The organism is Bradyrhizobium sp. CIR18 (assembly GCF_014198295.1).
Taxonomy (GTDB): domain Bacteria; phylum Pseudomonadota; class Alphaproteobacteria; order Rhizobiales; family Xanthobacteraceae; genus Bradyrhizobium.
The window spans coordinates 1-26627 of the sequence record NZ_JACIHF010000027.1 but is presented as its reverse complement, the minus strand read 5'-3'; the positions used below and the strand labels follow the sequence as shown (position 1 = coordinate 26627).

Genomic DNA, 26627 nt, shown 5'->3' with positions numbered 1-26627 from the left:
TCATTTCCTCCCGATGAGTGTGTAATATTGGTCACGCCACAGCCGCTCTGTGTCGAAGCGCTTCGCTATCGTGTCGATCTTGCCGAACCGCGCTGGCTTGCCAACGGCGCGGTACGTTACAATTTCTTGCCACTTCTCCCTGCAATAGATCAGGCCCCTTGGCTCGCCCTCGCAGAGCGCGGTGTCGTATCGACCATCAGTCTTGGTCCACTCGTGAAACAAGTCGAAAGCCGAGCTTCCATATCGCTCCTCTTCGCGCAGTTCGTTGTAGATGGCAGCTCCGATCGTAAACCAGTCCAAATAAGTCAGCTTCTCCGGCGGTATGACCTTGAGTGCCAAGTAAATCTTGAGGAACATGTCCTCATCGCTGTTGTCCTCCGGCGCAGCTGACAGTCCATGCCCCGCACTCTGCCGCATCATCGCGACTACCACAGGCTCAGCATCAGGCGCATCCCGCTGTCTCGGATGGGTTGCTGTCCGGCGTGCTCTTAACGCACCAGCCGTCTTGCTCCGCCGGAGATCAAAGCCGTCACGTACCTGGTCGAGGAGCCACTGTGGAGCCGGCACAATCGGGTGGTTCATGTCGAGCCAAACGCGGCCCTTGCTTGGAGCCGCCACGACCATGCCACCGTCGCCTCGTATGTCGAGGCCACTAGAAATGGGACCGATAGCGCCAATTCTGCCGACGCTGTTCTTGACGTAGTAGCCCGGCCACTCGAAGAAATAGTGGGTGCCCCCGCTGGGCGTACGTGCAGTCAGCGTCGACGGTAGCGGGCCATGGATACTCACCAGTCGCGCGAGCGACTCGGGGCCGTTGCGCCCCTCCTTGCCTGACTTAGGCATGTCAACATCGAGTACAAACACGCCAGACAGTTCGCCCGTGACGATGCACAGCTCGGCATCTCGATATCGCGCGAACATTCGAGCAAGCATTGCGGGGTCATTGGTAGCGCCCCACTTTCGTCCCGTTGTCTTGAACGAGAGATATGACGTGCGGGTGCCCGGCCGGAGGGGATAGCAATGGAAACCACGCGCAGTGGAGTAGTGTACGGCGGCTTCAACCGTCGTGAGCGGCACGATGTGCGTGGGGGCAGATTGCTCAAGCGGGCGGATAGCGGTATTCTTGGACACGGCTTGTTCTCCTTGCAGAACATGCTGATTAGCCCGCTCGGACAGGTGGCTCTGTCTGGGCGGGTTTTGTTTTGATCACGCGACCCTCGGGCGGCTGTCGATGTAGGCTGTGACCTCGTCCTCAAAGAACGCGATGCGGTTGGGGCTGATGCGAATGGCGATAGGGAAGCCCGGCAGCGTCTTCATCCAGCGGTACAACGTAACGGGATGGCAGCCGACGCGGCGCGCGGTCTCGCGCGGATCGATCAGCGCGCGGCCGTTGCTGACTGCTGGGATGGGATAGTCGGCGCGCCAGCGGTTGGGCGCTCGCTTTGCGCCGGGCGGTGGCGGTAGGCGCCGGGTGCCGCTTGGCGACGGCTCATTCGTCGCGGCTGACAGCATCAGCGCACGTTGGTGATCCTTGACGGACATTGATAACTCCTCCTTGTCGGAGGGTTCTCAGGCCGAAAGTGCGTCGGTGTTGAAGCTGCGCGCGCAACGGCAAGAGAACCCCAGAGATTGGGATTCAGCTTGCCTCGTGTTGTCTCTCAACAGAGCTTTGCGTATGGCACGGCGCACTGCACGTGCCACCGCAAGGAGTAATGAGAGCCCGAGCCGATACTCATACCGGGAGGCTAGTGCGGCGTACGCAAAGCCTGCCAGCAATGCGCGGGGGGTGCAATCGCCAAATTTCGGTTATACACACACGCTGCGGCTGTAGGTTTTGCGCGTGCCCATTTGGCCCTGGCTGCAAAACACAACCGCGCGAACGGCCAGCTCCGACCAGCGCACGTATCCGGGACCGCGAGGCCCGGTACTGCGCCGGGCTGGCCTTACGCCATTCGTGCAGCGCAGAATATTTTATTCCCCCTTTAGGGGGAATGTTTTCTGCGCATTATGCGCGGATCGCAGCGCAGAACGCGCACATCGAACTGCGGGTTACTGCGCATTGTGCGCAAGACCAACACGCAATAGGTGCATGGAGCCGCTGCGGTTGTGGCCGGCAAGTGTCCGCCGCCTCTAAAACCGTGGCGAAATCGAGCGACGCGAGTGCTCTCCCAGCAGATTTACCACTCACAGGTAAACTCAACAGACTCGATACAACCGCAAACGAGCGAAATAGCCGGTTCTCGCCCGGTAGCCCGCAGCGACAATTTCACACCCCTGCAGCTCTAACATTCGTGGCGATTGCTCGCACGACGGGCGGGGGCTTATTGCTGGGCCAGCGCGCGGCGCGGAATTGCATGCCCGTTTTGGATCAATTTGCGTCGTGCCCAACTGAGGACGACCAAGACATGACCAGTAAGGCGAACAACACCGGCAAGCCATGGCGCGTAGTGGGACAAAAGACCAAGTCCGCCGCTCCACAGGCAGAACTGCATCATCTGCCCGGCAATGCAAAGACACCGCGCAAGCCCGACGGATCGTTTGCCAAGGGCACGCGACCGGGGCCGGGACGTGCGAAAGGACAGCGCAATCGCACGACTGTGATGCTCAAGGACGCGATCTTGCAGGCGGCGACACTCTTGGGGCAAGACGGCAAGGGCAAGGACGGACTTACTGGCTATCTCATGATGCTCGCGAGCAAAGAGCGCCAGACATTTGCGAAGCTGCTTGAGCGCGTTCTGCCTCTGCAGCTTGACGTTAAGGAGGCTCCTCGCACGTACACCGTTGCGGAGGCCGCTGCCGAGCTAAATAGGCGAGGCCTTCCGGTTCCAATGTTACTCGCGCTCGCGCCGCCCTCGAACGACACGCCGATCGCTGCCAACGAAGACACCGCCGAAGATGAAGAGTTCGAGCAGCTCGCACCCGGAACGGCGCGCATAGAGTAATTGCGATTGCGTGGTCGACTCTACCGAAGGTAGCATTTATGCGTTTAAGCAATGGCGGGGCACAGCCCCAGCCGCACCTTCAAGGAAGAGACCATGAACCACTATCTACGAGTAAGCGACGGGACGCTCGCGGAGTCGGGCGAGGCGCTCGACGAGCGCGGCGTGCTTCGCGACGGCTTCGCGATCCGAAGAGCCGTCAGCATGATGGACGCGCAGCGCACGGCCGTCCTCTCCGACGAGCAAAGAGCGAGAAGGATCGCCGACATCGAGACGCGCAAGGAGCGACTGTCGAACGCGTGGCGCACGCCAGCGCCTCAGCCTCCGCAGCAGCCGTCTCTCGCTGCCGAGCTGGCGGCATTGGAGCGTCGGCCAGCCACTTCGCCGGCTCGCGACGCAGAAGCGGCACGGGTCGAGCGCGATCGTCGGCTCGCCGACGCATGGCGTCACTGAGGAGGCAACAAATGACAAACCGACTGACTGCAAAGGCAGCCGCCAAACTCTCGGCCCTCGCCGACGAGGTGGACCAAGCCGGGAGCCTCGTCGACCTGACTATGCGGCGCATCCGCGAGTCGCAGGCAGCGATGCGCAACATCAACCAAGAGGCCGATCCCGATCGGTGGGCCGCACTAGAGGGGGAGGTCCAGCGGCTCCACGGCCGACGCGAGATCGAGCAGACGCATCACGCCCGCCTCGCGCGTCAGGTCGCGGGCCTGCGCTCGTGGCTCGACACTCTTCCCGTTGGGGTCGAGCTGACTGACGTCCCTGTAGTTGAGTGGCATCGCGACGAGAGCGACGACTTGCAAGAGTGCGTGGAGATTGTGCGCATCGAGCTAGAGCAGCTGCTCAACACGAGAAAGAGCGTGGCCAACTCAGTTCCCCCGGTCGAGGACCTGTATCTTCAGGCCGACGCACACGTCGAGGCTCTTGCGAAGCAGGGTGCGCCCAGCATCAGGGTCGAGAACGGCCATCTGAGAGTCCAGCACGGCAGCGGTTGGACCAGCTCCGGGGCCGAGGCCATCGCGATGCTCGCGTGGCTCAACGCGGACCAACTCGCAGACGCCCTTCATGCACGAATCGACGAGCTTCGGGCCGAAGAGCTTCGGCGCGGCCTCGTGGTCATGCACCCCGATGACCGAAAGCGGAAGCTGGCCGACCTCGACCACCGCATTCGAGCGTTGGAGTTGGAGGAGGAGTTCTACGTCGTCCGAGCCAAGGAGAACGGCCTCACGATTCCGCGGCGTGACAAGGCTAGCCCGGCTGCCGTCCTGGGATTGGCGGTAGTGCCCAGGCGGAGCGAGATAGCCGCCTAGCGTCGAGGCGGCCGCGGACAAGTGGGCGAGTGTCCGCGTGCATGGAAACAACCCCCACACCGGGCGGCATGGCTTCCTTCGTGCGCGGCCCGGACCCACTCTTGCAGCAGCCAGCCCGGGGATAGCCCCCGGGTCGCAGATGACGTAAAAGCCCCAGCCAGGAAGGACTGGGCAACCGGGCTTGACCCGGCCATCCACGCGCTACAGCGTGCGAGGAAAGACGTGGATGCCCGGGACAAGCCCGGGCATGACGACCGAACATGCGGCCGCTGCTCGCCACTATCGCAAACAAGGCCCTACGCCAGCGTATGCACGATCACCGGCCCCGCAGCCGCGCTCGCATGGCCCGCAAGCAACGGCCCGAGATCCTTCTCGATCCAGGCGATCGCCCGCCGGTTCGCCTCCTCCGCCTGCTCGAACTTGTCGAAGATCGAGATCGCGGTCACGGTATCGTCGCCGGCATAGACGACGTAATAGGCACGGAAACCGTCGACGTCGCTGATGATCGGAACGGCGCCGTCCTTGATGCGGCGCGCCAGCTCTTCCGCGCTCCCGCTTTTCGCCTTGGCCTGACGGATGGCGGCATACATGGCATCCTCCCCTTCCGGCTGTCTGGACTTTTGGGCTCTGTGCCCGGAGCCGATGTTACGCCGAAGCCCGCCGCCAATCCACGCTTGGTTAACCCCGCACTAATCTGCCGCAGCGATCTGCAACCAACGGTTAAGCACGCCTCAACATCGCTGCCTTAGTCTTGCCCCACTCACCTTTCGCAAACAACGGTGGCCTATTCTGCCGGGCGAAGTGACATCAGGGGGTTCATCATGCGCATTGCGTTGCTGCTGACCGCAACCATTGTCGGCGCGCTCTTCGCCAATCCATCCCAAGCCGGATCGCTCGATGCCGATGCAGCGCAGTCGCTGCCGCCGGGCTTCCAGAGCTATCGCGGCTACATGTTCGACCTGTCGGAGAATTCCGACCGCAAGGATGTCGACAAGCTCACCGACAATCTGAAGAGCCAGATCGACGCGGTCGAGGCGGCCGGCCTGTCGCCGCGCGTGCTGCGCTTCTTCCGCACCGTGCCGATCATCGCCAGCGAGCTCGCCTGCCTCGACGAAGGTGCCGCCACCGCCTGCTACGGCCGCGTCGCTCCCAACGTCGAACGCCGCGTGCCGCGGACGCTGACGGTCTGGGACCACGACAAGCAGCGCTGGACCAATCCGAACGCCGTCGACCTCGCGGTCGATTCGGGCCTCGGCGTGATCATGCTGCGGCCGGACATGATGCGCTACGAAAAGGAAGCCGTGCTGCTGCACGAGCTGCTGCACGCCTATCACGCGCGGCTGTTGCCGGACGGCTACGCCAACAAGGGCGTGATCGCCTATTTCGCCCTTGCCAAGTCCAAGGACTTGCTGCCCAAGGAGTCCTATGCGTTGAAGAACCCCATGGAGTTCTTTGCCGTGACCGCCAGCATCTTCCTGGCCGGAAAGAGCGAATTCCACGATCCGAAGTCGCGCGAGACGCTCAAGGAGAAGATGCCGGACTATTACAAATACCTGGTCGGCGTGTTCGGCTTCGACCCGGAGCCGGCGGCGGCAAACGGCCCGGTCGCCTCGCTGAAGTGAGGCGAACGTAGAGCTGCCTCAGCCAGATCAACCAAAGAGCCGCGCGAAATGCGCGGCTTTTTTGTTTTGCAGGCGGGAAGCTGCGGATGACGCCCTGGTGGGAATTGCCAAGGCGGGGCCCGATCTGCATAGTTCCGCCCGCATCGAGACCCATTTTTCGAAGAGGATAGAACAACATGGCGGACGCCGACCTGGATGTCGTGATCCGGCAACTGGCCAGACAGCTGCATACGGGCCTGATGACCCGCGCCAAGGAGCGGCGGGATCGCTTCAACGGCCTGGCGGCCAAGGCCAAGGGCAAGGAGACCGGCGACCGCTTCAAGATGATGGCCAAGGCCACCATGGAGCAGGCCACCGCCGCCGCCAAGCGCCTGCAGATGTCCGCCGACAACGTCGCCGACAGCTACGCGCGGTCAATGCGGCTTGCCGCCAGTACCCCGGTGGCGGCGAAGGTCGAGAAGAAGGCGAAGGAAGAGAAGCCGGCGAAGAAGGCCGCGAAGGCGAAGAAGGCCAAAGCCAAGAAGGCGAAGTAGGCGGACGAGAAGTATCTCTCCGCACAATCAGCGCCGTAGGGTAGGCAAGCCCACGCGTCTGTTGCCGTATTGTAGAGATCGTGGGCACGGCGCAAGGGCGCCTTTGCCCACCCTGCGATTCCAGGATTCGGTGGATAGAGCCCCCTCACTGCCTCGGCACTGACACCTGCGCCGGCTCGGCGCTGGCGAGCTCAGCGAGCCTAGCGCGCGCGGCTTCGCGGGTGCGACCGTCCTTGCCGGCGGGCAGCGCCAGCGCCGCCTCGAAATCGGCGCGCGCATCGTCGGCCTGGCCGCGGGCGAGGAACGCCAGGCCACGGTCGAGGCGGGCCTGCGCATCCGAGGGGTCGAGGCGAACCGCCGTGTTGTAGCTCAGAATCGCGCGGTCGAGATCGCCGGTGGCGGCGAGCGCGAGACCGCGCTGGTGATAGGGCGCGGCGCGCTTGGGATCATGCGCGATCGCCTCGTCATAGTCGGCGATGGCGAGTTCGAGGTCGCCGTTCTGACGGCGCGCGAGCGCGCGGTCGCGATAGAGCGAGGCGCGGTTGGGATTGAGGTGAATCGCCTCGTCGAAATCGGCGACCGCCCGCCTGAAGTCGCCGTGGCGCAGCGCGATCCGTCCGCGCCCCTCATAGGCAAAGGCGATCAGCGATCCGCGCAGCGGCGAGAAGCCGATCACGGCGGAGCAGATGTCGGGATCGTCCTCGTCGCCGCAATTGACGACCATGTGCGTGGACAGGCCGACGAGCACGCACAGGACGATCAGCAATGGTACGGCAGCTCTGGTCATCTTCGACGGTGGCCGGCAGCGGGCCGGTCACGCATCCCCTTTCGAAGGAAGTGTCTCGCCGGGGTCTTAACACCGGCTCGGACCATCCTGTGTGCGCCAGGTCACAAAGCCGACCGCAAATTGCCGCAGGTTCCATATCAGCCCCAGGGACCACGCGAGGACGAGCGCCCCCATGGGCTGCGCGGCGGATAGTTCTCGTTGGCGCCGACCGACGGCGCCGGCCTCGTGCCGAGCTCGGCCGCGAGCTGCTGAAGCGCCGCAATGCGGTTCTGCGTCGAGGGATGGGTGGCGAACAGATTGTCCACGCCATGGCCCGACAGCGGATTGATGATGAACATGTGCGCGGTCGCGGGGTTTCGCTCGGCCTCATAGTTCGGCACCTGATGCGCGGCGCCCTCGATCTTCACCAGCGCGGAGGCCAGCCACATCGGCTGCCCCGCGATGCGCGCACCGAGATTGTCCGCGGCATATTCGCGGGTGCGGCTGATCGCCATCTGCACCAGCATGGCGCCGAGCGGGGCGAGGATCATCATCAGGATCGAGCCGACGACGCCGAGACCATTGTTGTTCTCGCGGTTGCCGCCGAAGAACATGCCGAACTGCGCCAGCATGGAGATCGCGCCGGCGATGGTCGCAGTGATCGTCATCAGCAGCGTGTCGTGATTCTTGATATGGGCGAGCTCGTGCGCGATCACGCCGGCGAGCTCCTCGCGGCTGAGCTGGCCCATCAGGCCGGTGGTGACGGCGACGGCGGCGTTTTGCGGATTTCGGCCAGTCGCGAACGCGTTGGGCTGCACCTCATCCATCAGGAACACGCGCGGCATCGGCAAGCCTGCCCGGCCCGCAAGTTCCGCGACCAGCCCGACCAGCTCCGGCGCGGTCGAACGATCGACCTCATGGGCGCCGTACATCGAGAGCACCATGCGGTCGGAGTTCCAGTAGGTGAAGAGATTGGTCGCGGCGGCAATAACGAGCGCGATCATGGCGCCGGAGGCACCGCCGATCAGATAGCCGACGCCCATGAACAGGGCGGTGAGGCCTGCAAGCAGCATTGCGGTACGAAAATAGTTCATGGCCGTCTCCCAAGGCGGCCGCGGGCGAACCTCTGGCCGGCACCCCGGAGGTATGAATGCTGCCTGCGACCGCAAGGTTCGTGCGTCGCCCGGCCGCACATTCCATCGCGGCGTCAGCCTTTCCCGCGCCGCTAAAGCTTGAGCGGGATTTGCGCAAAAACACCCGCGGACGTTTAGCAACCTGGAAAGCGCAATCGCGGCTTAATTCGCGGTAACCGGGCACGCCGCGCGGTCGCAGCGCATTGACCGGTTCCGTTGGCACCCCGTCAGCAAGGTGACCCGTCATGATGGACCGCTCGAGCGCCGCTTCCGTCGATCCCGCATCTGCTCCCTCCCCTCACGACGCCAAGATCGACGCCAAGATCGACGCGAGGACTGACGCGAAGGGATTGCAGGAGGCGCTGTACGAGCAGATGTTCGCCAATGACGAACCCGGCCCCGCGCCCGATGCGAAGACAGAGCCGGAATCGCAGCGGCGCTGGCCACGTCTGAGGCGCGGCGCGAAGATTGCGATCGGACTTGCCCTCATCGCCATTTTCGGCTGGCTGCCGCTGCGCGCGGTCTGGGAGTATTCCAGCGTCGAGGCCGTATTGAATTCCCGCCTCGTCACCCTGCGCACGCCGATCGGCGGCCGTGTGGCAGCCGCGCAGCGCTTGACCGATCAGGCCAGGCTCGACGCCGGGACCGTGGTCCTGCGCGTGGTCAACCCGCGCGGCGATCGCACCCGGCTCGACGATCTCCGGCGGCAGAAATCGCGCCTGGAGAACGAGCGGCCGAGCCTTGCCGCCAAGCTTGCCTCGGCCCAGGCCGCGCAAAAGGACCTGGCGCGACAGGCGACGCAATTCCGCGACGGGCGCGTGCTCCAGCTCGAGGCCCGGATCGCCGAGATCCAGACCTCGATCGAGGCCGCGGCAGCGCGGCGGGAGGAAGCCAGTGCCGCGGTCGACCGGGCTTCCTCGCTGGCGAAATCCGGCAACGTCTCGACCGTCGAGCTGGCACGGCTGACGCGCGAGCTCTCCGTGTCGCAGCAGATCGAGCTCGGTGCGCGCAAGCGGCTGGACGCGGCCATGGTCGAGCTTGCCGCGGCACGGAACGGCTCCTTCCTCGGCGACAGCTACAACGACCGGCCAAGCTCGGTGCAGCGCGAGGAAGAGATGCGCCAGCGTGCCGGCGACCTCGACGCCGACCTCGCACGCATCGACACCGAGATCGCCTGGCTCGCCAGCGAGATCATCACCGAAGAGGTTCGCTTCGCCGATCTGTCCGAAGCCAACATCACGACGCCGGTCGCAGGGCGCGTCTGGGAGATGATGACCTCGCCGGGCGAGGACGTGCAAGCCGGCCAACCGCTGCTCAAGGTGCTCGATTGCAGCAGCGCCGTCATCACCGCGAACGTCACCGAGAACGTCTACAACCGTTTGCAGCTCGGCGACCACGCGACCTTCGAGCCGAACGACGGTGGTGCGCCGATCTCCGGCACCGTGGTCAACCTGACTGGCGCCGCCGGCGCGCCCGCCAATCTCGCCATCAATCCCGACGCGCTGAGCAAGGAGCCCTATCGCGTGACCGTTGCGCTCGGTGATGGCGCTGCCCACGCCTGCACGGTGGGACGCACCGGCCGCGTGGTGTTTGCAAGGCAAGAGACCGCGCCGTGACGACGGCGCTGACGCCCGGCCTGATTGCGCTCGGCGCCTTCATGGCGATCGTGCCGCTGCTCAGGCGCGACAGCACGATGGCACGCTCGTTCCTGGCCATCGTGTCACTCGTTTTCCTGCTCCGCTATCTCCATTGGCGCGTCACAGCGACTCTCCCGCCGCCGCATCTGACCGCGGATGCCGCGGTCGGCTATCCCTTCATGCTGCTGGAAGCGGCCTCGCTCGTGGCGGTCAGTTTGTCTCTGCTGTTCCTGAGCCGAACAATCGATCGTTCCAGATCAGCCAGGATCGACAGCCGCGCCTTCGATCCCGGCGCGCCGCTGATCGACGTCTTCATCTGCACCTACAACGAGGAACGATCGATCCTCGAGCGCACGATCATCGGTGCGACCGGCATGGCGTATGGCAATTACCGCGTCTGGGTGCTCGACGACGGCCGACGCCCCTGGCTGCGGCGCCTTTCGGGTGAACTCGGCTGCCATTATCTCACGCGGCCCGACAACCATCACGCCAAGGCCGGCAATATCAATCATGCGCTCCGGCATGTCGGTGCGATGCCGAAGCCGCCGCACTTCGTGGCCATCCTCGATGCGGACTTCGTGCCGCGGCCCGACTTCCTGGCGCGGACCATCTCGCTCATGGACGATGCTTCGGTCGGGGTGGTCCAGACGCCGCAGCACTTCATCAATCCCGACCCGATCCAGAGCAACCTTGCTGCAACCGACGTTTGGCCGGACGAGCAACGCTTCTTCTTCGACATCCTGCTGCCGGCGAAGGACGCCTGGGGCGTTGCATTCTGCTGCGGCACCTCATCGCTCATTCGCTACGACGGACTGGTGCGGATCGGCGGGTTTCCGACCGATTCCGTCACGGAAGACTATCTCGTCACGCTTCGCCTGAAGGAACGCGGCCTCAACACGATCTATCTCAACGAGCGGCTGACGATCGGGCTCGCGCCGGAAGGGTTGAAGGAATACATCACCCAGCGCGCCCGCTGGTGCCTCGGCTTGATGCAAATCGTGCGCGGCCGCAGCGGACCGCTCTCGCGCGAGTCGAAGCTTTCCTTCATCGACCGGCTCTCGCTGGTCGATGCTTTCATGAGCTGGTCCGCGGTCTACACGTCGAAGGTGGCGGGCCTCGTGGTGCCCTGGCTGTTCCTGCTGTTCGGCATCAAGGCGGTCCGGGCCGACCTGAGCGAGCTGCTCCGGTTCTTTCTGCCGTTCTATGTCTGGCACAGCCTCAGCATGGCCTGGCTGTCGCACGGCCGTTCGCTGGCCATGATGACGGACGTGTCGCAACTCATCGCCGCGCCCGCAGTGCTGAAGGCGGTGGCAACCGGTCTGCTGAAGCCGAAAGGACACAAGTTCAAGGTCACGGCGAAAGGCGGGGACCGGGACAGGAGATTTGTCGAATGGCCGCTGCTGCGGCTCTATGGCACCGCGCTTCTCGTCACGCTCGCGGCCATCGCCTATGCCTTCATCCTGCACCTGCGCGGCGAGAACATCGCCTACGGCGGGCTGGCCCTGGCCTGGAGCCTCTACAACGCGTTCATCCTCACCGTGGTCTGCTTCGTCTGCATCGAGCAACCGCGCAAGCGCAAGGCGGAGCGTTTTGATCGCAACGAGACGGTGCTGCTGCGCCAGCACGGCAAGTCGCATCTCGCGCGGCTCGCCGACATCTCGATCACCGGCGCCCGCCTGATCGATCCCGATCCGCCGCATCCCGGCAGCGCGATCGAATGCCGGATCTATGGCCGCCCGATCGCCGCGGTCGTGGTGCGGCAGACCGCGGATGGATTCGCGGTGCGTTTTGAGGAAGGCATGGATACACGCGTGCATGCGATCAGGGCGTTCTATGCCGGCGAGTATGTTCGCGCCTATCAGGGCGTCAGGGCGCTCCCGGTCGGGAAAGCGCTGCTGATGCGGCTGTTCGGCTAGACCGGCATCCACTCGCATCCCATATGCTGGCATGGCACGGAAGGGATGGCCTGAGGCCATCACTTCACCTAAACTTCGGGCGAATCCACGCCTGCCCCTTCCCCGCCGGAACCCCTATGGTCCAGACCCGATTTCTGATCGCGGCCGTCGCGCTCCTCGCATGCTCCGCCACCGCCTCCGCCCAGTTCGCGCCGCCGCCCGCCAAGCCCGTGGCACCCAGGACCACCGCAGCCTCGCCGCGTGCGGCGTCCTGCCATAACGGTGCGAGCTTCGATCGCTTCCTCGCTGACGTGAAGCAACAGGCTGTGGCCGCCGGCGTATCGCAGCGGACGATCGCGGAGGCTTCGCCCTACCTCGTCTACGACCAGGGCATCGTCAACCGCGACCGCGGTCAGCGCGTGTTCGGCCAGCTCTTCATCGAATTCGCCGGCCGCATGGCGGCGCCCTATCGCATGCAGAACGGGCAGCAGCACATCAAGCAATACGCTGCCGCATTCGCGCGTGCGGAAAAGGAATATGGCGTGCCGCCGGCGGTGATCGCCGCGTTCTGGGGGCTGGAGAGCGACTTCGGCGCCAACATGGGAAATCTGCCGACGCTGAAATCGCTGGTGTCGCTCGCCTATGACTGCCGTCGCTCGGAGATGTTCGTGGGCGAGACCATCGCCGCGCTGAAGATCATCGACCGTGGCGATCTGCATCCCGACGAGATGATCGGCTCCTGGGCCGGCGAGCTCGGGCAGACCCAGTTCCTGCCTGTGCATTACGTCAACTACGCCGTCGACTATGACGGCGACGGACGGCGCGACCTGTTGCGGTCGCCAGCCGACGTGATCGGCTCGACCGCGAACTACATTGCCAACGGCCTGAAGTGGCGGCGCGGCGAGCCGTGGCTGGAAGAGATCAAGGTGCCGCAAAACCTGCCATGGGATAAGACCGATCTCACGGTGCGAGAGCCGCGCTCGATATGGGCGCAGCTTGGCGTCACCTATCCCGACGGCCGGCCGCTGCCGAATGACAATCTCGCAGCCTCGGTGCTGCTGCCGATGGGACGCAATGGTCCGGCCTTCATGGCGTACCCGAATTTCGCGGCCTACACCGAGTGGAACAACTCGTTGATCTATTCGACCACCGCGGGCTATCTCGCCTCGCGCATTGCAGGTGCTGCACCGATGCGCAAGCCGTCGGCGCCGGTGGCGCAGCTGCCGTTCAACGAGCTCAAGGAACTGCAGCAACTGCTCGTGCGTGCGGGCTTCAATGTCGGCAAGGTCGACGGCGTGCTGGGCCAGCAGAGCCGCGCGGCCGTCAAGGCGATGCAGATCAAGCACGGCCTGCCGGCCGATTCCTGGCCGACCGCTGAGCTGCTGGCGCGCATGCGCGGCGCCACGGCGCAGGCCCAGCCGGCGGGGACGTTGCGTTAACTGATCTATCCGTAGTCATTCCCCGCGAAGGCGGGGAATCCAGTACGCCGCAGCTTCTCGGTTCAATCACCGCCGTCTCGGAGTACTGGATCGCCCGGTCAAGCCGGGCGATGACAGCCGAGGATTGGCTATGAGAGCGGAGGGTGTAGCAACGATCGCGGGGGAGTGGCGCGGTAGAATTTTCGCACTGCACAAGCAGCTTCTCGCGATTGTATTTTTCCGTGAGCCTCCCATGTGAGTAGCTCAGGTTTTCTCCTGAGATTTCCCATTCACAAGCGAGCATCACATGTCCTTCTACGACGCCGTCGTCCCCGCCTATTTGCAAATGCTGAACAGCGTGACCGGCCTGCTCACCAAAGCCGAGGCGCATTGCGCGGCGAAGAAGATCGACCCGAGCGTGCTGCTCGGCTCGCGCCTCTTCCCGGACATGCTGCCGCTGTCGAAGCAGGTCCAGCTCGTCAGCGATTTCGCCGCCAAGGGCTGTGCTCGGCTGACTCATAGCGAGGTGCCCTCCACGCCTGACACCGAGACGACCTTCGCAGAGCTGAAGCAGCGGCTGGCCAAGACCATCGACTATGTGAAGTCGTTCAAGCCCGAGCAGTTCGAAGGTGCCGAGACCAAGGACGTCACCTTCCCCGCGGGCCCCGACAAATCCATCACCATGAAGGGCCAGCAATTCTTGAGCGCGTTCTCGCTGCCGAACTTCTATTTCCACGCCACGACCGCCCACGGCATTTTGCGCCACAATGGCGTCGAGATCGGCAAGCGGGATTTTATGGGCGCGAACTGATTTGCGAAATCGCACGGCCGTGGCAGTCGTAATCCACTGTCACGGCCAAAATCGCACATGAATTATGCTACGCGGGCCCCGCCGCGTAGCTCGCCTGCACTTTCCGTATGGCTTCTCCCTTGCGCCCGATGTCGCGATGCACAAGTGTTCGGGACCTCACACCCCTGGAAGCATTCCCCATGAGCCGTTCGACCAAACTGTTTGAGACCTACAAGCTCGGCCCGATCACGCTGGCCAACCGCCTGGTCATGGCGCCGTTGACGCGCAACCGGGCCGTGCCCGGCACATTTGTGCCCGGCGCGCTCGCCGCCGATTATTATGGCCAGCGCGCCTCCGCAGGGCTCCTGATCACCGAAGCGAGCCAGATCTCGCAGCAGGGCCAAGGCTACCAGGACACGCCCGGCATCTACAGCAAGGACCAGGTCGCCGGCTGGCGCAAGGTTACCGACAAGGTGCACGAGCGCGGCGGCAAGATCTTCATCCAGCTCTGGCATGTCGGCCGCATCTCGCATGTCGACCTGCAGGCGGGTCGCGCAGCCCCGGTGGCGCCGAGCGCGATCCGCGCCAAGGGCAAGACCTTCGTGAACGGCGGCTTCGCCGACGTCTCCGAGCCGCGCGCGCTCGAGCTCTCCGAAATCCCCGGGATTATCGACGATTTCAAGCGCGCCACGAAGAACGCGCTGGAGGCCGGATTCGACGGCGTCGAGATTCACGGCGCCAACGGCTATTTGCTTGAGCAGTTCGCCAAGGACGGCGCCAACACGCGCACCGATACCTATGGTGGCTCGATCGAGAACCGCGCGCGGCTGATGCTGGAGGTGTCCAGGGCCGTCGTGGCCGAGGCCGGCGCCGACCGTACCGGCATCCGCATCTCGCCGGTGACGCCGGCCAACGATATCTCGGATTCCAACCCGCAAGCCCTGTACGACCATATCGTCGACGGCCTCAGCGCGCTGAAGCTGGTCTATCTCCACGTCGTTGAAGGCGCCACCGGCGGCCCGCGCGACATCGCGCCGTTTGATTATGCATCCTTGCGCAAGCGCTTTGCCGGCGCCTATGTCGCCAATAACGGCTACGATTTCGATCTCGCCACCAAGGTGCTGGACACCAATGCGGCCGACCTCATCGCCTTCGGCAAACCGTTCATCTCCAACCCCGACCTCGTCGAGCGGCTGAAGCAGGGCGCAACGCTGAACGACTGGGACAAGACCACGTTCTACGGCGGCGGTGCGAAGGGATATACGGACTATCCGACGCTCGCGGCCGAGCCGGCGGAGTAACGACCAACCACACGAAAGCTGTCATGCCCCGCGAAAGCGGGGCATCCAGTACGCCGCGGCCTCTCGGTTCAATCGCGACCGTCTCGGAATACTGGATTGCCCGCCTTCGCGGGCAATGACACCCAGTGTGTAAGACGCGCTGGTGCCAAAAGCACAAAACAAAAAGGCCGGGATTGCTCCCGGCCTTTCGTCCTTGTGAGACCTTGCCTTACTTCGCTTCCGCGCGCTTGGGCGGGGTTGCCGGCCACGACTTGATCAGGGTGTCGTAGTCGACGGTCTCGCCCTTCGGCTTCTCGTTGGCGAGCTTGCGCTGCGGAGCAATCGTGCCGTCCTTCTGGGCCTTGGCGAACCAGTATTCGGCCGTCTCCTTCTTGTGCAGCTTGGGACCGCAGGCGCCCTGCACGCCGGACTTCTCCAGGCGCTCCATGACGGAGTCCTGAGCGGCGGCCAGCGCGTCCATCGCCTGCTGCGGGGTCTTCGCACCGGACGACGCATCGCCGATGTTCTGCCACCACAGCTGCGCGAGCTTCGGATAGTCGGGCACGTTGTTTCCGGTCGGGGTCCACTGCACGCGCGCGGGCGAACGGTAGAACTCGATCAGGCCGCCGAGCTTCGGCGCCCGCTCGGTGAACGACTTGTCCCAGATGTCGGATTCACGGATGAAGGTGAGACCGACATGGCTCTTCTTCAAGCTCACCGACTTCGAGATGATGAACTGGAGATAGAGCCAGGCCGCCTTGCGGCGATCCGCCGGGGTCGACTTCAGCAGCGTCACGGAGCCCGCGTCCTGGTAGCCGAGCTTCATGCCTTCCTTCCAGTACGAACCGTGCGGCGAGGGAGCCATACGCCATTTCGGCGTACCGTCCGCGTTCATCACGGCGATGCCCGGCTTCACCATGTCGGCGGTGAAAGCGGTGTACCAGAACATCTGCTGGGCGATGTTACCCTGCGCCGGCACCGGGCCTGCTTCGGAGAACGTCATGCCCTGCGCCTGCGGCGGCGCGTACTTCTTCAGCCACTCGAGATACTTGGTGATCGAGTAGACCGCGGCCGGACCGTTGGTGTCGCCACCACGCTCCACCGAGGAGCCGACCGGACGGCAGCCTTCCATCCGGATGCCCCATTCGTCGACCGGCAGGCCGTTCGGAATGCCCTTGTCACCGTTGCCGGCCATCGACAGCCAGGCGTCGGTGAAACGCCATCCGAGCGAGGGGTCCTTCTTGCCATAGTCCATATGGCCGTAGACTTTGACGCCGTTGATCTCCTTGATGTCGTTGGTGAAGAACTCGGCGATGTCCTCATAGGCGGACCAGTTCACGGGCACGCCGAGCTCGTAGCCATACTTGGCCTTGAACTTGGCCTTGTAGTCGGCGTTGGTGAACCAGTCGTAGCGGAACCAATAGAGGTTGGCGAACTGCTGGTCGGGCAGCTGATAGAGCTTGCCGTCCGGCCCCGTGGTGAACGACTTGCCGATGAAGTCGTTGACGTCGAGCATGGGATCGGTGACGTCCTTGCCCTCGCCGGTCATGTAGTCCGACAGCACGACGGTCTGGCCGTAGCGGAAATGCGTGCCGATCAGGTCGGAATCGTTGATCCAGCCGTCATAGACGTTCTTGCCGGACTGCATCTGGGTCTGCAGCTTCTCGACGACGTCACCTTCCTGGATGAGGTCGTGCTTCAGCTTGATGCCGGTGAGCTCGGAGAACGCCTTGGCCAGCGTCTGCGACTCATACTCGTGGGTCGTGATGGTCTCGGAGACGACGTTGATCTCCATGCCCTTGAAGGGCTCGGCGGCCTTGGCGAACCACTCCAGCTCCTTCTTCTGGTCTTCCTTCGACAGCGTCGAGGGCGTGAATTCCGCGATCCACTTCTGGATCACGGCGTCGTCGGCGGCGCGGACCGGCGCCGAGACGGCGAACGACACCGCAATGATGGCGGCGGCGCTGGACATGGTCAGAAAACTATTCTTGGCCAATGGACCTTTCCTTCTCCTAAACTGTCGCATGTTGTTCCTCCGTTGCAGCGACAAACTTTTATACAGACCCGGATTGCCCCCGGATCTGGCCGTCCCTTCGCGAGCTTCAGACCGTGCGAAAAATGAGCACGGCCGTGACCAGCGAAATTCCACTTGCGAGCCACAGGCGCGAGATTTCAACGCCCTCCTCGCCGATCGGCAGCGTTGCGATCGCATCGGTGCCGAAGAAGCCGATCCAGAGAAGGTGGATGACCGCCGCCGATATCAGCGAGATGAACAGGCGGTCGCCGCGCGTGGTCGGAATTCGGAGCACACCGACCCGCTCGGCTTCGGGATAGACCGCCGCAAGCCACGTCATCACGGCGAGCGTGCAGGCGAGCGCTGCGAAGAAGATCGCCGTCGGCAGCGTCCAGGCCATCCATGCGATGGATTCCATGCTCTTACTCCTTGCGCATGATCTGGTCCGAAAACCGGTTTCCACTTTTCGGGATCATGCGCGCTCTCCTTACACGCGACCGAGCGCGAAACCGCTCGCGATGTAGTTGCGGACGAACCAGATCACGAGCGCGCCCGGGATGATGGTGAGCACGCCGGCGGCTGCCAAGAGGCCCCAATCCATGCCCGACGCCGACACCGTGCGCGTCATGATCGCAGCGATCGGCTTGGCCGACACCGAGGTCAGCGTGCGCGCGAGCAGGAGCTCGACCCAGGAGAACATGAAACAGAAGAAGGCGGCGACGCCGATGCCGCTCGCGATCAACGGCACCAGGATCTTGATGAAGAAGCGCGGGAAGGAATAGCCGTCGAGGAAGGCAGTCTCGTCGATCTCGCGCGGCACGCCGGAAACGAAGCCTTCGAGGATCCACACCGCCAGCGGCACGTTGAAAATGCAGTGCGCGAGCGCGACAGCCCAGGGCGTATCGAACAGGCCGATCGCCGAATAGAGATTGAAGAAGGGCAGTGCGTAGACCGCGGCCGGCGCCATGCGGTTCGACAACAGCCAGAAGAACAGATGCTTGTCGCCGAGGAAACGGTAGCGCGAGAACGCATAGGCCGCCGGCAGCGCCACAGAGATCGAGATGATGGTGTTGAGGACGACATATTCCAGCGAGTTGATGTAACCGGAATACCAGCTCTCGTCGGTGAAGATGCGCTTGTAGTGCTGCAGCGTCGGGGTATGCGGCCATAGCGTCATCGTCGAGACGATCTCGCTGTTGGTCTTGAAGCTCATGTTGACGAGCCAGTAGATCGGCAGCAGCAGGAAGATCAGAAACAGCCCCATGATGAGGCGGCGGCCAGGAATCGAATGCATCACGCCACTCCTTCCTTTGGCTTGAGCACCGGCACGGGCTTGAGCACCGCCGAAGGCTTCGGTTCGGCCGCCGGCTCGCTCTCCGCCTGGACTTTGCGCTCGACACCGGCGTTGGTCATGACGGTGTAGAAGATCCAGCAGACGATCAGGATGATGAGGTTGTAGAGCAGCGACAGCGCCGCGGCCTTGCCGAGGTCGAACTGACCCAGCGCGATCTTGACGAGCTCGATCGACACGAAGGTGGTGGAGTTGCCGGGTCCGCCGCCGGTGACGACGAACGGCTCGGTGTAGATCATGAAGCTGTCCATGAAGCGCAGCAGCACCGCGATCAGCAAGACGCGGTTCATTTTCGGCAGCTGGATTGCCTTGAACACGGCCCAGCGCGAGGCGCCGTCGATCTGGGCGGCCTGGTAATAGGCTTCGGGAATCGACTTCAGGCCGGCATAGCAGAGCAGCGCGACGAGGCTGGTCCAGTGCCAGACGTCCATCACGATGACGGTGACCCAGGCGTCGATGTCGTTGGAGACGTAATTGTAGTCGATGCCCGCGGCGTTGAGGACGTAGCCGAGCAGCCCGATGTCGGGACGCCCGAAGATCTGCCAGATCGTGCCGACCACGTTCCACGGAATCAGCAGCGGCAGCGCGAGGATCACGAGGCAGGCCGCCACCGTCCAGCCCTCGCGCGGCATCGACAACGCGACGACGATGCCGAGCGGCACCTCGATCGCGAGGATCACCAGCGAGAAGAACAGGTTGCGGCCGAGCGAAGCGAGAAAGCGGCCGCCGAGATCGGTCGAGGGATCGAGCAATTCCTTGAACCAGCCGACGCCGTTCCAGAAGAACTGGTTGTTGCCGAAGGTGTCCTGCATCGAATAGTTCACCACCGTCATCAGCGGCAGCACCGCCGAGAAGGCGACGACCAGGAACACCGGCAGCACCAGGAACCAGGCTTTTTGGTTGACGGTCTTGTCCATCAGGCGGCTCCCTCCACCAGAAGGCTATCGGCATAGACGTGGACGTGGGACGGATCGAATTTCAGTCCGGCCATTCCGTCCGCGCTCGTGAAGCCCGCCGGCGCGCGCGCCGCGAGCTTGGCGTCACCAAGGCGTGCCCGCGCAAAACGGATGCGGCCGAGATCGTCGAGGCGCTCGATCTTCGCGGTGAGCAGGCCGGGCGCGGGGGCCACGACCTCGACGAATTCTGGACGGACGCCGATCTCGATCTTCGCGCCGACAGGCAGATTGTCGTAAGCACGGTTCAGCGCGATGACGTGACCGCCAATGCGCGCCTCGCGCCCCCTCACCTCGGCCGGCAGGATGTTCATGCCGGGCGAGCCGATGAAATAGCCGACGAAGGTGTGTGCCGGCTTATCAAACAGCTCGGCAGGCGTACCGCTCTGTACCACGCGGCCGTCATGCATGACGACCACGGTGTCGGCGAAGGTCAGCGCCTCGGTCTGGTCGTGGGTCACGTAGATCATCGTGAGGTCGAGCTCGCGATGCAGCGCCTTCAGCTTGGAGCGGAGCTGCCATTTCAGCTCGGGATCGATCACCGTCAGCGGTTCGTCGAACAGCACGGCGGCGACGTCGGAACGGACGAGACCGCGGCCGAGCGAGATCTTCTGCTTGGCATCGGCCGTGAGCCGCGTCGCCTTGCGGTTCAGATAGGGTTCGAGATCGAGCAGGCGGCCGATCTCGGCGACGCGCTTGTCGATTTCGGCCTTCGGCACGCCGCGGTTTTTCAGCGGAAACGCCAAATTCTGTCCGACCGTCATGGTGTCGTAGATCACCGGAAACTGGAACACCTGCGCGATATTGCGCTTCTGGGTTGACAGAGGTGTGATGTCCTTGCCGTCGAACAGGATTTGCCCCCGCGACGGCGTGATGATGCCGGAGATGACGTTGAGCAGCGTGGTCTTGCCGCAGCCGGACGGACCAAGCAGCGCATACGCGCCGCCCTGCCGCCAGGTCATGGTCACCGGCTTCAGCGCAAAGCTGTCCTGCGGCGCATCATTGCCGCCGTAGGAATGGGCGAGATCGACGAGGTCAATGCGGGCCATGGCGCATCCCCCTCAGGATTGACCGGGAGCCGCGACCAAACGGTCGGCAGCATCGAACACGAACACATCATTCGGATCGAGCACGGCATCGAGCGTCTGGCCGGGCTCGAACTCGTGCACGCCGTGCAGCACCGCCACCCAGTTCGATCCTTCGCGGGTCAGATGCACGAAACTCTCCGAACCGGTGATCTCGGTCACCGTGACAGTGGCATGGAAGGCATGGCGATCAGCCTCGCCATTGGCGAGCGCGAGCTGATGCGCGCGAAAACCGACGCGATAGGCGCCGTCGGCCAGCGACGAATAGAGCCCTGAGGCCGGCGAGGCGGTGCCGCCGGCATATTGAACGGAGCCGTTCTTCTTCTCGATACCGACGAGGTTGAGCGGCGGATCGGAGAAGACCTGCGCGACACGCAGGGTCTGCGGCCGGCGGTAGACATTGGCGGTCTCGCCGATCTGGAGCGCCTGGCCTTCCCACATGCATACCGTATTGCCGCCGAGCAGCAACGCCTCGGTCGGCTCGGTCGTGGCGTAGACGAAGATCGCGCCCGAGGCCTCGAAGATGCGCGGCAGCTCGGCGCGCAGCTCCTCGCGCAGCTTGTAATCGAGATTGGCGAGCGGCTCGTCGAGCAGCACGAGATCGGCGCCCTTGACCAGCGCGCGCGCGATCGCGGTGCGCTGCTGCTGGCCGCCAGAGAGCTGGAGCGGCGTGCGCTTCAGAAACGGCTCGAGCCGCAGCAGTTTTGCGGCCTCCGCCACCCGCGTCTCGATCTCGTCGCGCGGCTTGCCCTGCACGCGCAGGGGCGAGGCGATGTTCTCGTAGACCGTCAGCGAGGGGTAGTTGATGAACTGCTGATAGACCATCGCAACCGAACGCTGGCGCACGTCGGCGCCGGTGACGTCCTTGCCGTTGACCAGCACCTTGCCCGAGGTCGGCTTGTCGAGGCCGGCGAGGAGCCGCATGATCGAGGTCTTGCCCGACAGCGTCGGCCCGAGCAGCACGTTCAGCGTGCCGCTCTCGAGCGTCAGCGAGACGTCGCGGATATGCTGGACCCCCTCGACGGTTCGGGTCACGTGATCGAGCGTCACGGTCATGAGCGTCCTCCCGCTTCCAGCAGAGGACTTTGCGGCACGGCGTGGGTCCTGATCCAGTCGTCAAGCGCAGCAATCTCATCGGCAGATAGTCGCAGGCCGAGCTTGGAACGGCGCCAGACGACGTCCTCGGCGGTCACGGCCCATTCATTGGCCATGAGGTAGCGGACCTCGCGCTCGGTCAGCGTCGCGCCAAAGGCCTGGCCGAGATCGGCCGATGATTTGGCGTCGCCGAGCAGCTTGATGGCCTTGGTGCCATAGGCGCGCGCGAGCCGCCTGGCGTGTTCGTGGCTGAGGAAGGGATAGCCGCGCTGCAGCTCGGCGATCAGGCCGTCGATGTCGGACACATTCATGTCGCCGCCGGGCAGCGGCCATTTGCCGGTCCACCCCTCCCGCGCTTTTGCGCTGCGAAGATAGGGCGCGAGCCGCTCCAGCGCCTCCTCGGCGAGGCGGCGATAGGTGGTGATCTTGCCGCCATAGATCGACAGCAGCGGCACGCCGCCGGGCGTGTCGAGCTCGAACACGTAGTCGCGCGTCGCGGCCTTGGCTTCGCTGGCGCCATCGTCATAGAGCGGGCGCACGCCGGAATAGGTCCAGACCACGTCGCCCGGGGTCACGGGCTTCGCCAGATACTCGCTCGCCGCGGTGCAGAGATACTGGATCTCCTCCGCCGTCGCCTTCACCTTGGCGGGATCGCCGTCATAATCGCGATCCGTGGTGCCGATCAGCGTGAAATCGTCCTGGTACGGGATCACGAAGATGATGCGGCCGTCCGCGTTCTGGAACATGTAGGCGCGGTCGTGGTCGTAGAGTTTCCTGACCACGATGTGCGAGCCCTGCACCAGGCGCACCTTGGCTTTCGCGTTGACGCCGGCGCCGCGGCCGAGCACGTCCTCGACCCAGGGGCCGCCGGCATTGATGAGCGCGCGCGCCTGGACCTGCGAGCGCTCGCCGGTCAGCGTGTTGACCATGCTCACGGTCCAGAGGCCGTCGGACTGCTTGATATCCGTTGCGCGGGTGCGGGTGCGGATCTCGGCGCCCTTGTCGGCGGCATCGCGCGCATTGAGCACGACGAGGCGGGCGTCATCGACGAAACAGTCGGAATATTCAAAGGCGCGACTGTAACGATTCGGGATCAGTGGCTTGCCGACCTCGTCACGGCGCAGATCGACCGAGCGCGTCGCCGGCAACAGATGACGGCCGCCGATGTGATCATAAAGGAAGAGGCCGAGTCGCAGCAGCCAGGCGGGGCGCAGACCTGCGTGATGCGGCAATACGAAACGCAACGGGCGGATGATGTGGGGCCCAATGCCCCAGAGGATCTCGCGCTCGATCAGCGCCTCGCGAACGAGGCGAAACTCGTAATATTCGAGATAGCGCAGGCCGCCATGCACCAGCTTGGTCGACCAGGACGACGTCCCGCTCGCCAAATCGTTCATTTCGCACAGGAAAACCGTGTTGCCGCGGCCCACCGCGTCGCGCGCGATGCCGCAGCCATTAACACCGCCTCCAATGATGGCGAGGTCGAAAATACGCTCCAACAGACGCATCCCCCGGGCGACCGCTCGTTCCGTCGAGCGGCTACTTTCGTTTTTGATTAGATCACACCGAAAAACGAAAGCAAGACGAAAGAGAGGAGGAAGGAAGTGAAAGCGAAACTTTTTCAACGCCAATACGGCGGAGAAATCAGCAGGAGAACGGACAAGTTTTGAGGCAGACGGCTCGACTGATCGGCTCAGGGGGCGCACCGCACCGCTTCAGCTGACTTGAATGTAGCAACATGCCTACATACAATTTGCCCCAACGCAGGCGAGGAGGCGCGAACCGATGGTCACCACCCTGACCAGCCGAGAGTTCAATCAGGATACGAGCGGCGCCAAGAAGGCAGCAGCAAAGGGGCCCGTCTTCATCACCGATCGCGGCCGTCCGGCCCATGTCCTGCTGAGCATCGAAGATTATCTGCGCCTGAGCGGTGGACACATGAGCCTTGCCGAAGCTTTGGCACAGGCGAACGCGGACTTCGATTTCGATCCGCCTCGCATCACCGGCCGAATCTCCAGGCCAGCCGATCTCGACTGATGTTTCTGCTGGACACCAACGTCATTTCCGAACTGAGGCGGCCGGATAAGGCTGATCGCAACGTGCTTGCTTGGGCCAATATAGCGCCCGCGGCGAATTTCTTCATGTCTGTCATCTCGATTCTCGAAATTGAACTTGGCGCGCGCCTGATCGAGCGCAAAAACGCGGTGCAAGGTGCTGTCCTGCGCGCCTGGATCGACGATCACATTCTGGCCCGCTTCGAAGGGCGGATTCTGGCTATCGATACGGCCGTGGCGCAGCGTTGTGCCCAACTTCACGTTCCCAATCCGCGGGCCGAACGCGACGCCCTTATTGCAGCCACCGCGCTTGTCCACGGCCTGACCGTCGTTACGCGCAATGTGGGGGATTTTGAACCTACGGGCGTGCCACTGCTCAATCCGTGGAGCAGTACATAAGCCTCTATCTCAGCCGCACCACCGGCGCGGCTTCCGGTGCCGCATCCTGGCTATCTGCCGGCGCATCGTCGATGTCCGCGCCCTTCGGCAGCGCTTCCACCACTTCGATGCCCTTGCTGTGGCAGATGGTGGCGAGGCGCTCCGGAAGCTCCTGGTCGGTGACGAAGGTCTGGATCTGGGTCATGTGGGCGATGCGCACCGGCGCGCTGCGGCGGAGCTTTGTGGAATCGGCAACCAGCATCACGCTGCGGGCATTGGCGATGATGGCCTGCGCCACCTGCACCTCGCGATAGTCGAAGTCGAGCAGCGCGCCCTCCTCGTCGATCGCGGACGCACCAATGATGGCGTAGTCGACCTTGAACTGACCGATCAGCTGCGTCGCGGTGGAGCCGACCACGGCGCCGTCGGCACGCCGGACCGTGCCGCCGGCGACCACCACCTCGATGCGGGGATGACGGTAGAGCAGCATCGCGACGTTGAGATTGTTGGTGATAACGAGGAGATCCTCGTGCGAAGTCAGCGCGCTCGCGACCTCCTCGGTCGTGGTGCCGATATTGATGAAGAGCGAGCAGCCGTTCGGGATCAGCGAGGCGGCCGCAGCTCCGATCGCCTTCTTTTCGTCGGCGGCGACGAAGCGCCTTGCCTCGTAAGCGAGGTTTTCGACGCCGGAAGCGATGATGGCGCCGCCATGGATGCGGGTCAGCGATCTCCGCTCGCAGAGGTCGTTGAGATCCTTGCGGATGGTCTGCGCCGAGACTTCGAATCGGCGCGCGAGCTCCTCGACCATGACGCGGCCCGAGGCCCGCGCGATGTTGAGGATTTCGGCTTGGCGATGGGTCAGTCCGGTCACGGCAAAGGCCTCAAATCAGGAGAATGCATGGTGCGGCGGTTCGCGCCTTCGGTCAATGCGCGCGCCGATCACGGTTAACTTATGCGGCCCATCACCACGCCATGGTGCTCGCGAGACGCGCGAGCAGCTGCGGATCGTCGAAGGCACTGGCGGACGCGACTGCGCCGGCTGCAACCAGGTCAGCATGGCTGAGGCTGGTCCGGACGCCGATGGTCGGAATGCCGGCCGCCGTGGCCGATTGCACGCCGGTACGGGAGTCCTCGAATGCGATCGAAGCCTCTGCGCTCGCACCGACGAAACGCAGCCCTTCCTGATAGGGCAGCGGATGCGGCTTGCCGTGCGGCAGCTCGGCGCCGATCACGAGCGCCTTGAAACGATGCGAGATGCCGAGGCCGGAGAGCAGCAGCTCGGCATTGAGACGCGGCGCATTGGTCACGGCCACCATGGGAACGCCGGCTGCGTCCGCCCGGTCGAGCAGCGCCATCAGGCCCGGCAGCGGCTCGATCTGCCCGGCCACGAGCGCGCGGAAGACCTCCTCCTTCTCATCGAGGATCAAGGCGCGCCGCTCCGGCGCCTCGTCGGGCAGAAAGCGCTCGCCGATCGCGACATTGGCGAAACCTTGCAGCTCTCTAGAGAACCGCGCGTGATCGAAGACGTGGCCGCGAGGGCCGAGCACCTGGTTGAACGCCTTCAAGTGCAGCGGGTCGGTGTCGGCCAGCGTGCCGTCGATGTCGAACAGCAAAGCCCTGCCCATCGCTTCCGTTTTGGCCTCGATCATTTCCGTACTTTCCCAATTCCACGGCGTATTGATGCGCGAGACGTATCAATATGGCTTCGACCGCGCAATGACGCATGCTGATGACGACGACGTGACACTCGACAAAGTCGCGCGCGGCTGCAACACTCGCCGCAAGATCAAAAAGGAGGAAACGATGACGATCAACCGACGCGATCTGGCTCTCTCGACTCTTGCCGTCTCCGCGCTTGCGCTCACGACACCGGCGCTCGCCGCTTCGGCGGACGAGGACGCCGTGGCGAAGAAGGTCGAGGCCTTCCGCCTCGCCCAGATCGCGGCCGATCCGAAGGCGCTCGGCGCACTGTGCTGGGACGACCTCAGCTACAGCCATTCCAGCGGCAAGGTCGAGGACAAGGCGACGTTCATCGCCAACGCCACCGACGGCAAGTCGAAATTCCTGTCGATCGACTACAAGGACCCCACCATCAAGGTCGTCGGTCCTGCAGCGATCGTGCGCTTCCACTGGCTGGGCGAACAGGAGATGGCAGCCGACGGGAAGAAAGTATCGACCAACCTTCACATCCTGATGAACTGGCAGAAGCAGGGCGACGAGTGGAAGCTCCTGTCGCGGGCAGCAACGAAGTTGTGACGACTCTTACCCTCTCCCCCTGTGGGCCTGTTGCGTTATCGGTCTTGGAGGCTGAGGACATGAGGAGAGAGGGGCGCGGTCACGGCAATTGCCAGCCAAGTCTGTAGTGTTCGCC

General features: G+C 64.0%; 27 protein-coding genes. 13 read left to right on the top strand and 14 right to left on the bottom strand.

The annotated features are described in order from the left end of the window. Positions 1 to 1131, bottom strand: a complete 1131-nt coding sequence (locus GGD65_RS38820; RefSeq protein ID WP_183238628.1) for a bifunctional DNA primase/polymerase — start codon at positions 1129 to 1131, stop codon at positions 1 to 3. A gap of 75 nt (positions 1132 to 1206) precedes the next feature. Further along, positions 1207 to 1542, bottom strand: coding sequence for an AlpA family transcriptional regulator (locus GGD65_RS38815; RefSeq protein ID WP_183238627.1), 336 nt, complete (start codon positions 1540 to 1542; stop codon positions 1207 to 1209). An 863-nt stretch (positions 1543 to 2405) separates the two neighbouring features. Between GGD65_RS38815 and GGD65_RS38810 the strand changes: the two genes are divergently transcribed. The 3 genes from GGD65_RS38810 to GGD65_RS38800 all read left to right on the top strand — a co-directional run bounded on the left by GGD65_RS38810 (position 2406) and on the right by GGD65_RS38800 (position 4252). Next, positions 2406 to 2942, top strand: a complete 537-nt coding sequence (locus GGD65_RS38810) for a hypothetical protein (RefSeq protein WP_183238626.1) — start codon at positions 2406 to 2408, stop codon at positions 2940 to 2942. Between the two features lie 93 nt (positions 2943 to 3035). Next, the gene (locus GGD65_RS38805; protein ID WP_183238625.1) at positions 3036 to 3392 is read left to right on the top strand and encodes a hypothetical protein; all 357 of its coding nucleotides are present in this window, start codon (positions 3036 to 3038) and stop codon (positions 3390 to 3392) included. An 11-nt stretch (positions 3393 to 3403) separates the two neighbouring features. After that, positions 3404 to 4252 (top strand): hypothetical protein, encoded by an 849-nt coding sequence (locus tag GGD65_RS38800; protein ID WP_183238624.1) that lies wholly within the window; start codon positions 3404 to 3406, stop codon positions 4250 to 4252. A gap of 296 nt (positions 4253 to 4548) precedes the next feature. On the opposite strand, the gene GGD65_RS38795 is transcribed toward GGD65_RS38800, so the two are convergent. Further along, entirely contained in the window at positions 4549 to 4842 is a 294-nt protein-coding gene (locus tag GGD65_RS38795) for an antibiotic biosynthesis monooxygenase (RefSeq protein WP_014497428.1), read from the bottom strand. Between the two features lie 231 nt (positions 4843 to 5073). Between GGD65_RS38795 and GGD65_RS38790 the strand changes: the two genes are divergently transcribed. Both GGD65_RS38790 and GGD65_RS38785 read left to right on the top strand, forming a co-directional pair. After that, positions 5074 to 5874 (top strand): hypothetical protein, encoded by an 801-nt coding sequence (locus GGD65_RS38790; RefSeq protein ID WP_026202904.1) that lies wholly within the window; start codon positions 5074 to 5076, stop codon positions 5872 to 5874. Between the two features lie 176 nt (positions 5875 to 6050). After that, the gene (locus GGD65_RS38785) at positions 6051 to 6407 is read left to right on the top strand and encodes a hypothetical protein (protein ID WP_018323278.1); all 357 of its coding nucleotides are present in this window, start codon (positions 6051 to 6053) and stop codon (positions 6405 to 6407) included. Positions 6408 to 6552: 145 nt separating this feature from the next. Here the strand turns inward: GGD65_RS38785 and GGD65_RS38780 are convergent, their stop codons facing one another. Then, positions 6553 to 7194 carry a tetratricopeptide repeat protein gene (locus GGD65_RS38780; protein WP_183238623.1) on the bottom strand — a complete coding sequence of 214 codons (642 nt, stop codon included), beginning with the start codon at positions 7192 to 7194 and terminating at the stop codon, positions 6553 to 6555. A 137-nt stretch (positions 7195 to 7331) separates the two neighbouring features. Next, on the bottom strand, positions 7332 to 8267 hold the full coding sequence (gene htpX / locus GGD65_RS38775; RefSeq protein WP_183238622.1) for a zinc metalloprotease HtpX: 936 nt from the start codon (positions 8265 to 8267) through the stop codon (positions 7332 to 7334). Positions 8268 to 8551: 284 nt separating this feature from the next. Between htpX and GGD65_RS38770 the strand changes: the two genes are divergently transcribed. From GGD65_RS38770 to GGD65_RS38750, 5 genes are all read left to right on the top strand, one after another. Next, on the top strand, positions 8552 to 9922 hold the full coding sequence (locus tag GGD65_RS38770) for an HlyD family secretion protein (RefSeq protein ID WP_183238621.1): 1371 nt from the start codon (positions 8552 to 8554) through the stop codon (positions 9920 to 9922). Next, complete coding sequence (locus tag GGD65_RS38765) at positions 9919 to 11859, top strand: glycosyltransferase (protein WP_183238620.1); 1941 nt, start codon at positions 9919 to 9921, stop codon at positions 11857 to 11859. The genes GGD65_RS38770 and GGD65_RS38765 overlap by 4 nt, the downstream gene beginning before the upstream one ends. Before the next feature lie 116 nt (positions 11860 to 11975). Further along, on the top strand, positions 11976 to 13277 hold the full coding sequence (locus GGD65_RS38760) for a lytic murein transglycosylase (RefSeq protein WP_183238619.1): 1302 nt from the start codon (positions 11976 to 11978) through the stop codon (positions 13275 to 13277). A 286-nt stretch (positions 13278 to 13563) separates the two neighbouring features. Continuing rightward, on the top strand, positions 13564 to 14067 hold the full coding sequence (locus tag GGD65_RS38755) for a DUF1993 family protein (protein ID WP_018323272.1): 504 nt from the start codon (positions 13564 to 13566) through the stop codon (positions 14065 to 14067). 179 nt (positions 14068 to 14246) lie between these two features. Then, positions 14247 to 15347: an alkene reductase gene (locus GGD65_RS38750; protein ID WP_183238618.1), complete on the top strand. Its 1101-nt coding sequence runs from the start codon at positions 14247 to 14249 to the stop codon at positions 15345 to 15347. 208 nt (positions 15348 to 15555) lie between these two features. Here the strand turns inward: GGD65_RS38750 and GGD65_RS38745 are convergent, their stop codons facing one another. The 7 genes from GGD65_RS38745 to glpD form a co-directional block, all read right to left on the bottom strand. Then, positions 15556 to 17298: an ABC transporter substrate-binding protein gene (locus GGD65_RS38745; RefSeq protein WP_026202903.1), complete on the bottom strand. Its 1743-nt coding sequence runs from the start codon at positions 17296 to 17298 to the stop codon at positions 15556 to 15558. Between the two features lie 130 nt (positions 17299 to 17428). Next, a complete protein-coding gene (locus GGD65_RS38740) occupies positions 17429 to 17758 on the bottom strand; it encodes a DUF2160 domain-containing protein (RefSeq protein ID WP_018323269.1) in 330 nt (109 codons plus the stop codon). A gap of 69 nt (positions 17759 to 17827) precedes the next feature. Next, a complete protein-coding gene (locus GGD65_RS38735) occupies positions 17828 to 18634 on the bottom strand; it encodes a carbohydrate ABC transporter permease (protein ID WP_018323268.1) in 807 nt (268 codons plus the stop codon). Further along, positions 18634 to 19608, bottom strand: a complete 975-nt coding sequence (locus GGD65_RS38730) for a carbohydrate ABC transporter permease (protein WP_183238617.1) — start codon at positions 19606 to 19608, stop codon at positions 18634 to 18636. The genes GGD65_RS38735 and GGD65_RS38730 overlap by 1 nt, the downstream gene beginning before the upstream one ends. Beyond that, positions 19608 to 20693 carry an ABC transporter ATP-binding protein gene (locus tag GGD65_RS38725; protein WP_183238616.1) on the bottom strand — a complete coding sequence of 362 codons (1086 nt, stop codon included), beginning with the start codon at positions 20691 to 20693 and terminating at the stop codon, positions 19608 to 19610. The genes GGD65_RS38730 and GGD65_RS38725 overlap by 1 nt, the downstream gene beginning before the upstream one ends. Before the next feature lie 12 nt (positions 20694 to 20705). Further along, positions 20706 to 21785, bottom strand: coding sequence for an ABC transporter ATP-binding protein (locus GGD65_RS38720; protein WP_092261565.1), 1080 nt, complete (start codon positions 21783 to 21785; stop codon positions 20706 to 20708). Then, the gene (glpD, locus tag GGD65_RS38715) at positions 21782 to 23332 is read right to left on the bottom strand and encodes a glycerol-3-phosphate dehydrogenase (protein WP_183238615.1); all 1551 of its coding nucleotides are present in this window, start codon (positions 23330 to 23332) and stop codon (positions 21782 to 21784) included. Before glpD ends, GGD65_RS38720 begins: the two co-directional genes overlap by 4 nt. 277 nt (positions 23333 to 23609) lie before the next feature. Between glpD and GGD65_RS38710 the strand changes: the two genes are divergently transcribed. Continuing rightward, a complete protein-coding gene (locus GGD65_RS38710) occupies positions 23610 to 23861 on the top strand; it encodes a type II toxin-antitoxin system Phd/YefM family antitoxin (RefSeq protein ID WP_183238614.1) in 252 nt (83 codons plus the stop codon). Beyond that, the gene (locus tag GGD65_RS38705; protein ID WP_183238613.1) at positions 23861 to 24277 is read left to right on the top strand and encodes a type II toxin-antitoxin system VapC family toxin; all 417 of its coding nucleotides are present in this window, start codon (positions 23861 to 23863) and stop codon (positions 24275 to 24277) included. Before GGD65_RS38710 ends, GGD65_RS38705 begins: the two co-directional genes overlap by 1 nt. 4 nt (positions 24278 to 24281) lie before the next feature. Here the strand turns inward: GGD65_RS38705 and GGD65_RS38700 are convergent, their stop codons facing one another. Together GGD65_RS38700 and GGD65_RS38695 are read right to left on the bottom strand one after the other, a co-directional pair. Further along, positions 24282 to 25127 (bottom strand): DeoR/GlpR family DNA-binding transcription regulator, encoded by an 846-nt coding sequence (locus GGD65_RS38700; protein WP_179737139.1) that lies wholly within the window; start codon positions 25125 to 25127, stop codon positions 24282 to 24284. Between the two features lie 91 nt (positions 25128 to 25218). Continuing rightward, positions 25219 to 25905 carry an HAD family phosphatase gene (locus tag GGD65_RS38695; protein WP_092261570.1) on the bottom strand — a complete coding sequence of 229 codons (687 nt, stop codon included), beginning with the start codon at positions 25903 to 25905 and terminating at the stop codon, positions 25219 to 25221. Between the two features lie 154 nt (positions 25906 to 26059). On the opposite strand from GGD65_RS38695, the gene GGD65_RS38690 reads away from it, so the two are divergent. Beyond that, positions 26060 to 26512 carry a nuclear transport factor 2 family protein gene (locus tag GGD65_RS38690; RefSeq protein ID WP_026202902.1) on the top strand — a complete coding sequence of 151 codons (453 nt, stop codon included), beginning with the start codon at positions 26060 to 26062 and terminating at the stop codon, positions 26510 to 26512. Positions 26513 to 26627: the final 115 nt, after the last annotated feature.

Bases quoted from the DNA above. Each gene is read 5' to 3' on its own strand.
- GGD65_RS38695 (WP_092261570.1), bottom strand. From the start codon at position 25,905: ATGATCGAGGCCAAAACGGAAGCGATGGGCAGGGCTTTGCTGTTCGAC.
- GGD65_RS38745 (WP_026202903.1), bottom strand. From the start codon at position 17,298: ATGTCCAGCGCCGCCGCCATCATTGCGGTGTCGTTCGCCGTCTCGGCG.
- GGD65_RS38730 (WP_183238617.1), bottom strand. From the start codon at position 19,608: ATGGACAAGACCGTCAACCAAAAAGCCTGGTTCCTGGTGCTGCCGGTG.
- GGD65_RS38735 (WP_018323268.1), bottom strand. From the start codon at position 18,634: ATGCATTCGATTCCTGGCCGCCGCCTCATCATGGGGCTGTTTCTGATC.
- GGD65_RS38725 (WP_183238616.1), bottom strand. From the start codon at position 20,693: ATGGCCCGCATTGACCTCGTCGATCTCGCCCATTCCTACGGCGGCAAT.
- GGD65_RS38750 (WP_183238618.1), top strand. From the start codon at position 14,247: ATGAGCCGTTCGACCAAACTGTTTGAGACCTACAAGCTCGGCCCGATC.
- GGD65_RS38800 (WP_183238624.1), top strand. From the start codon at position 3,404: ATGACAAACCGACTGACTGCAAAGGCAGCCGCCAAACTCTCGGCCCTC.
- GGD65_RS38815 (WP_183238627.1), bottom strand. From the start codon at position 1,542: ATGTCCGTCAAGGATCACCAACGTGCGCTGATGCTGTCAGCCGCGACG.
- GGD65_RS38760 (WP_183238619.1), top strand. From the start codon at position 11,976: ATGGTCCAGACCCGATTTCTGATCGCGGCCGTCGCGCTCCTCGCATGC.
- GGD65_RS38770 (WP_183238621.1), top strand. From the start codon at position 8,552: ATGATGGACCGCTCGAGCGCCGCTTCCGTCGATCCCGCATCTGCTCCC.
- GGD65_RS38710 (WP_183238614.1), top strand. From the start codon at position 23,610: ATGGTCACCACCCTGACCAGCCGAGAGTTCAATCAGGATACGAGCGGC.
- GGD65_RS38780 (WP_183238623.1), bottom strand. From the start codon at position 7,194: ATGACCAGAGCTGCCGTACCATTGCTGATCGTCCTGTGCGTGCTCGTC.
- GGD65_RS38790 (WP_026202904.1), top strand. From the start codon at position 5,074: ATGCGCATTGCGTTGCTGCTGACCGCAACCATTGTCGGCGCGCTCTTC.
- GGD65_RS38795 (WP_014497428.1), bottom strand. From the start codon at position 4,842: ATGTATGCCGCCATCCGTCAGGCCAAGGCGAAAAGCGGGAGCGCGGAA.
- glpD (WP_183238615.1), bottom strand. From the start codon at position 23,332: ATGCGTCTGTTGGAGCGTATTTTCGACCTCGCCATCATTGGAGGCGGT.
- GGD65_RS38720 (WP_092261565.1), bottom strand. From the start codon at position 21,785: ATGACCGTGACGCTCGATCACGTGACCCGAACCGTCGAGGGGGTCCAG.
- GGD65_RS38690 (WP_026202902.1), top strand. From the start codon at position 26,060: ATGACGATCAACCGACGCGATCTGGCTCTCTCGACTCTTGCCGTCTCC.
- GGD65_RS38805 (WP_183238625.1), top strand. From the start codon at position 3,036: ATGAACCACTATCTACGAGTAAGCGACGGGACGCTCGCGGAGTCGGGC.
- GGD65_RS38740 (WP_018323269.1), bottom strand. From the start codon at position 17,758: ATGGAATCCATCGCATGGATGGCCTGGACGCTGCCGACGGCGATCTTC.
- htpX (WP_183238622.1), bottom strand. From the start codon at position 8,267: ATGAACTATTTTCGTACCGCAATGCTGCTTGCAGGCCTCACCGCCCTG.
- GGD65_RS38755 (WP_018323272.1), top strand. From the start codon at position 13,564: ATGTCCTTCTACGACGCCGTCGTCCCCGCCTATTTGCAAATGCTGAAC.
- GGD65_RS38705 (WP_183238613.1), top strand. From the start codon at position 23,861: ATGTTTCTGCTGGACACCAACGTCATTTCCGAACTGAGGCGGCCGGAT.
- GGD65_RS38810 (WP_183238626.1), top strand. From the start codon at position 2,406: ATGACCAGTAAGGCGAACAACACCGGCAAGCCATGGCGCGTAGTGGGA.
- GGD65_RS38785 (WP_018323278.1), top strand. From the start codon at position 6,051: ATGGCGGACGCCGACCTGGATGTCGTGATCCGGCAACTGGCCAGACAG.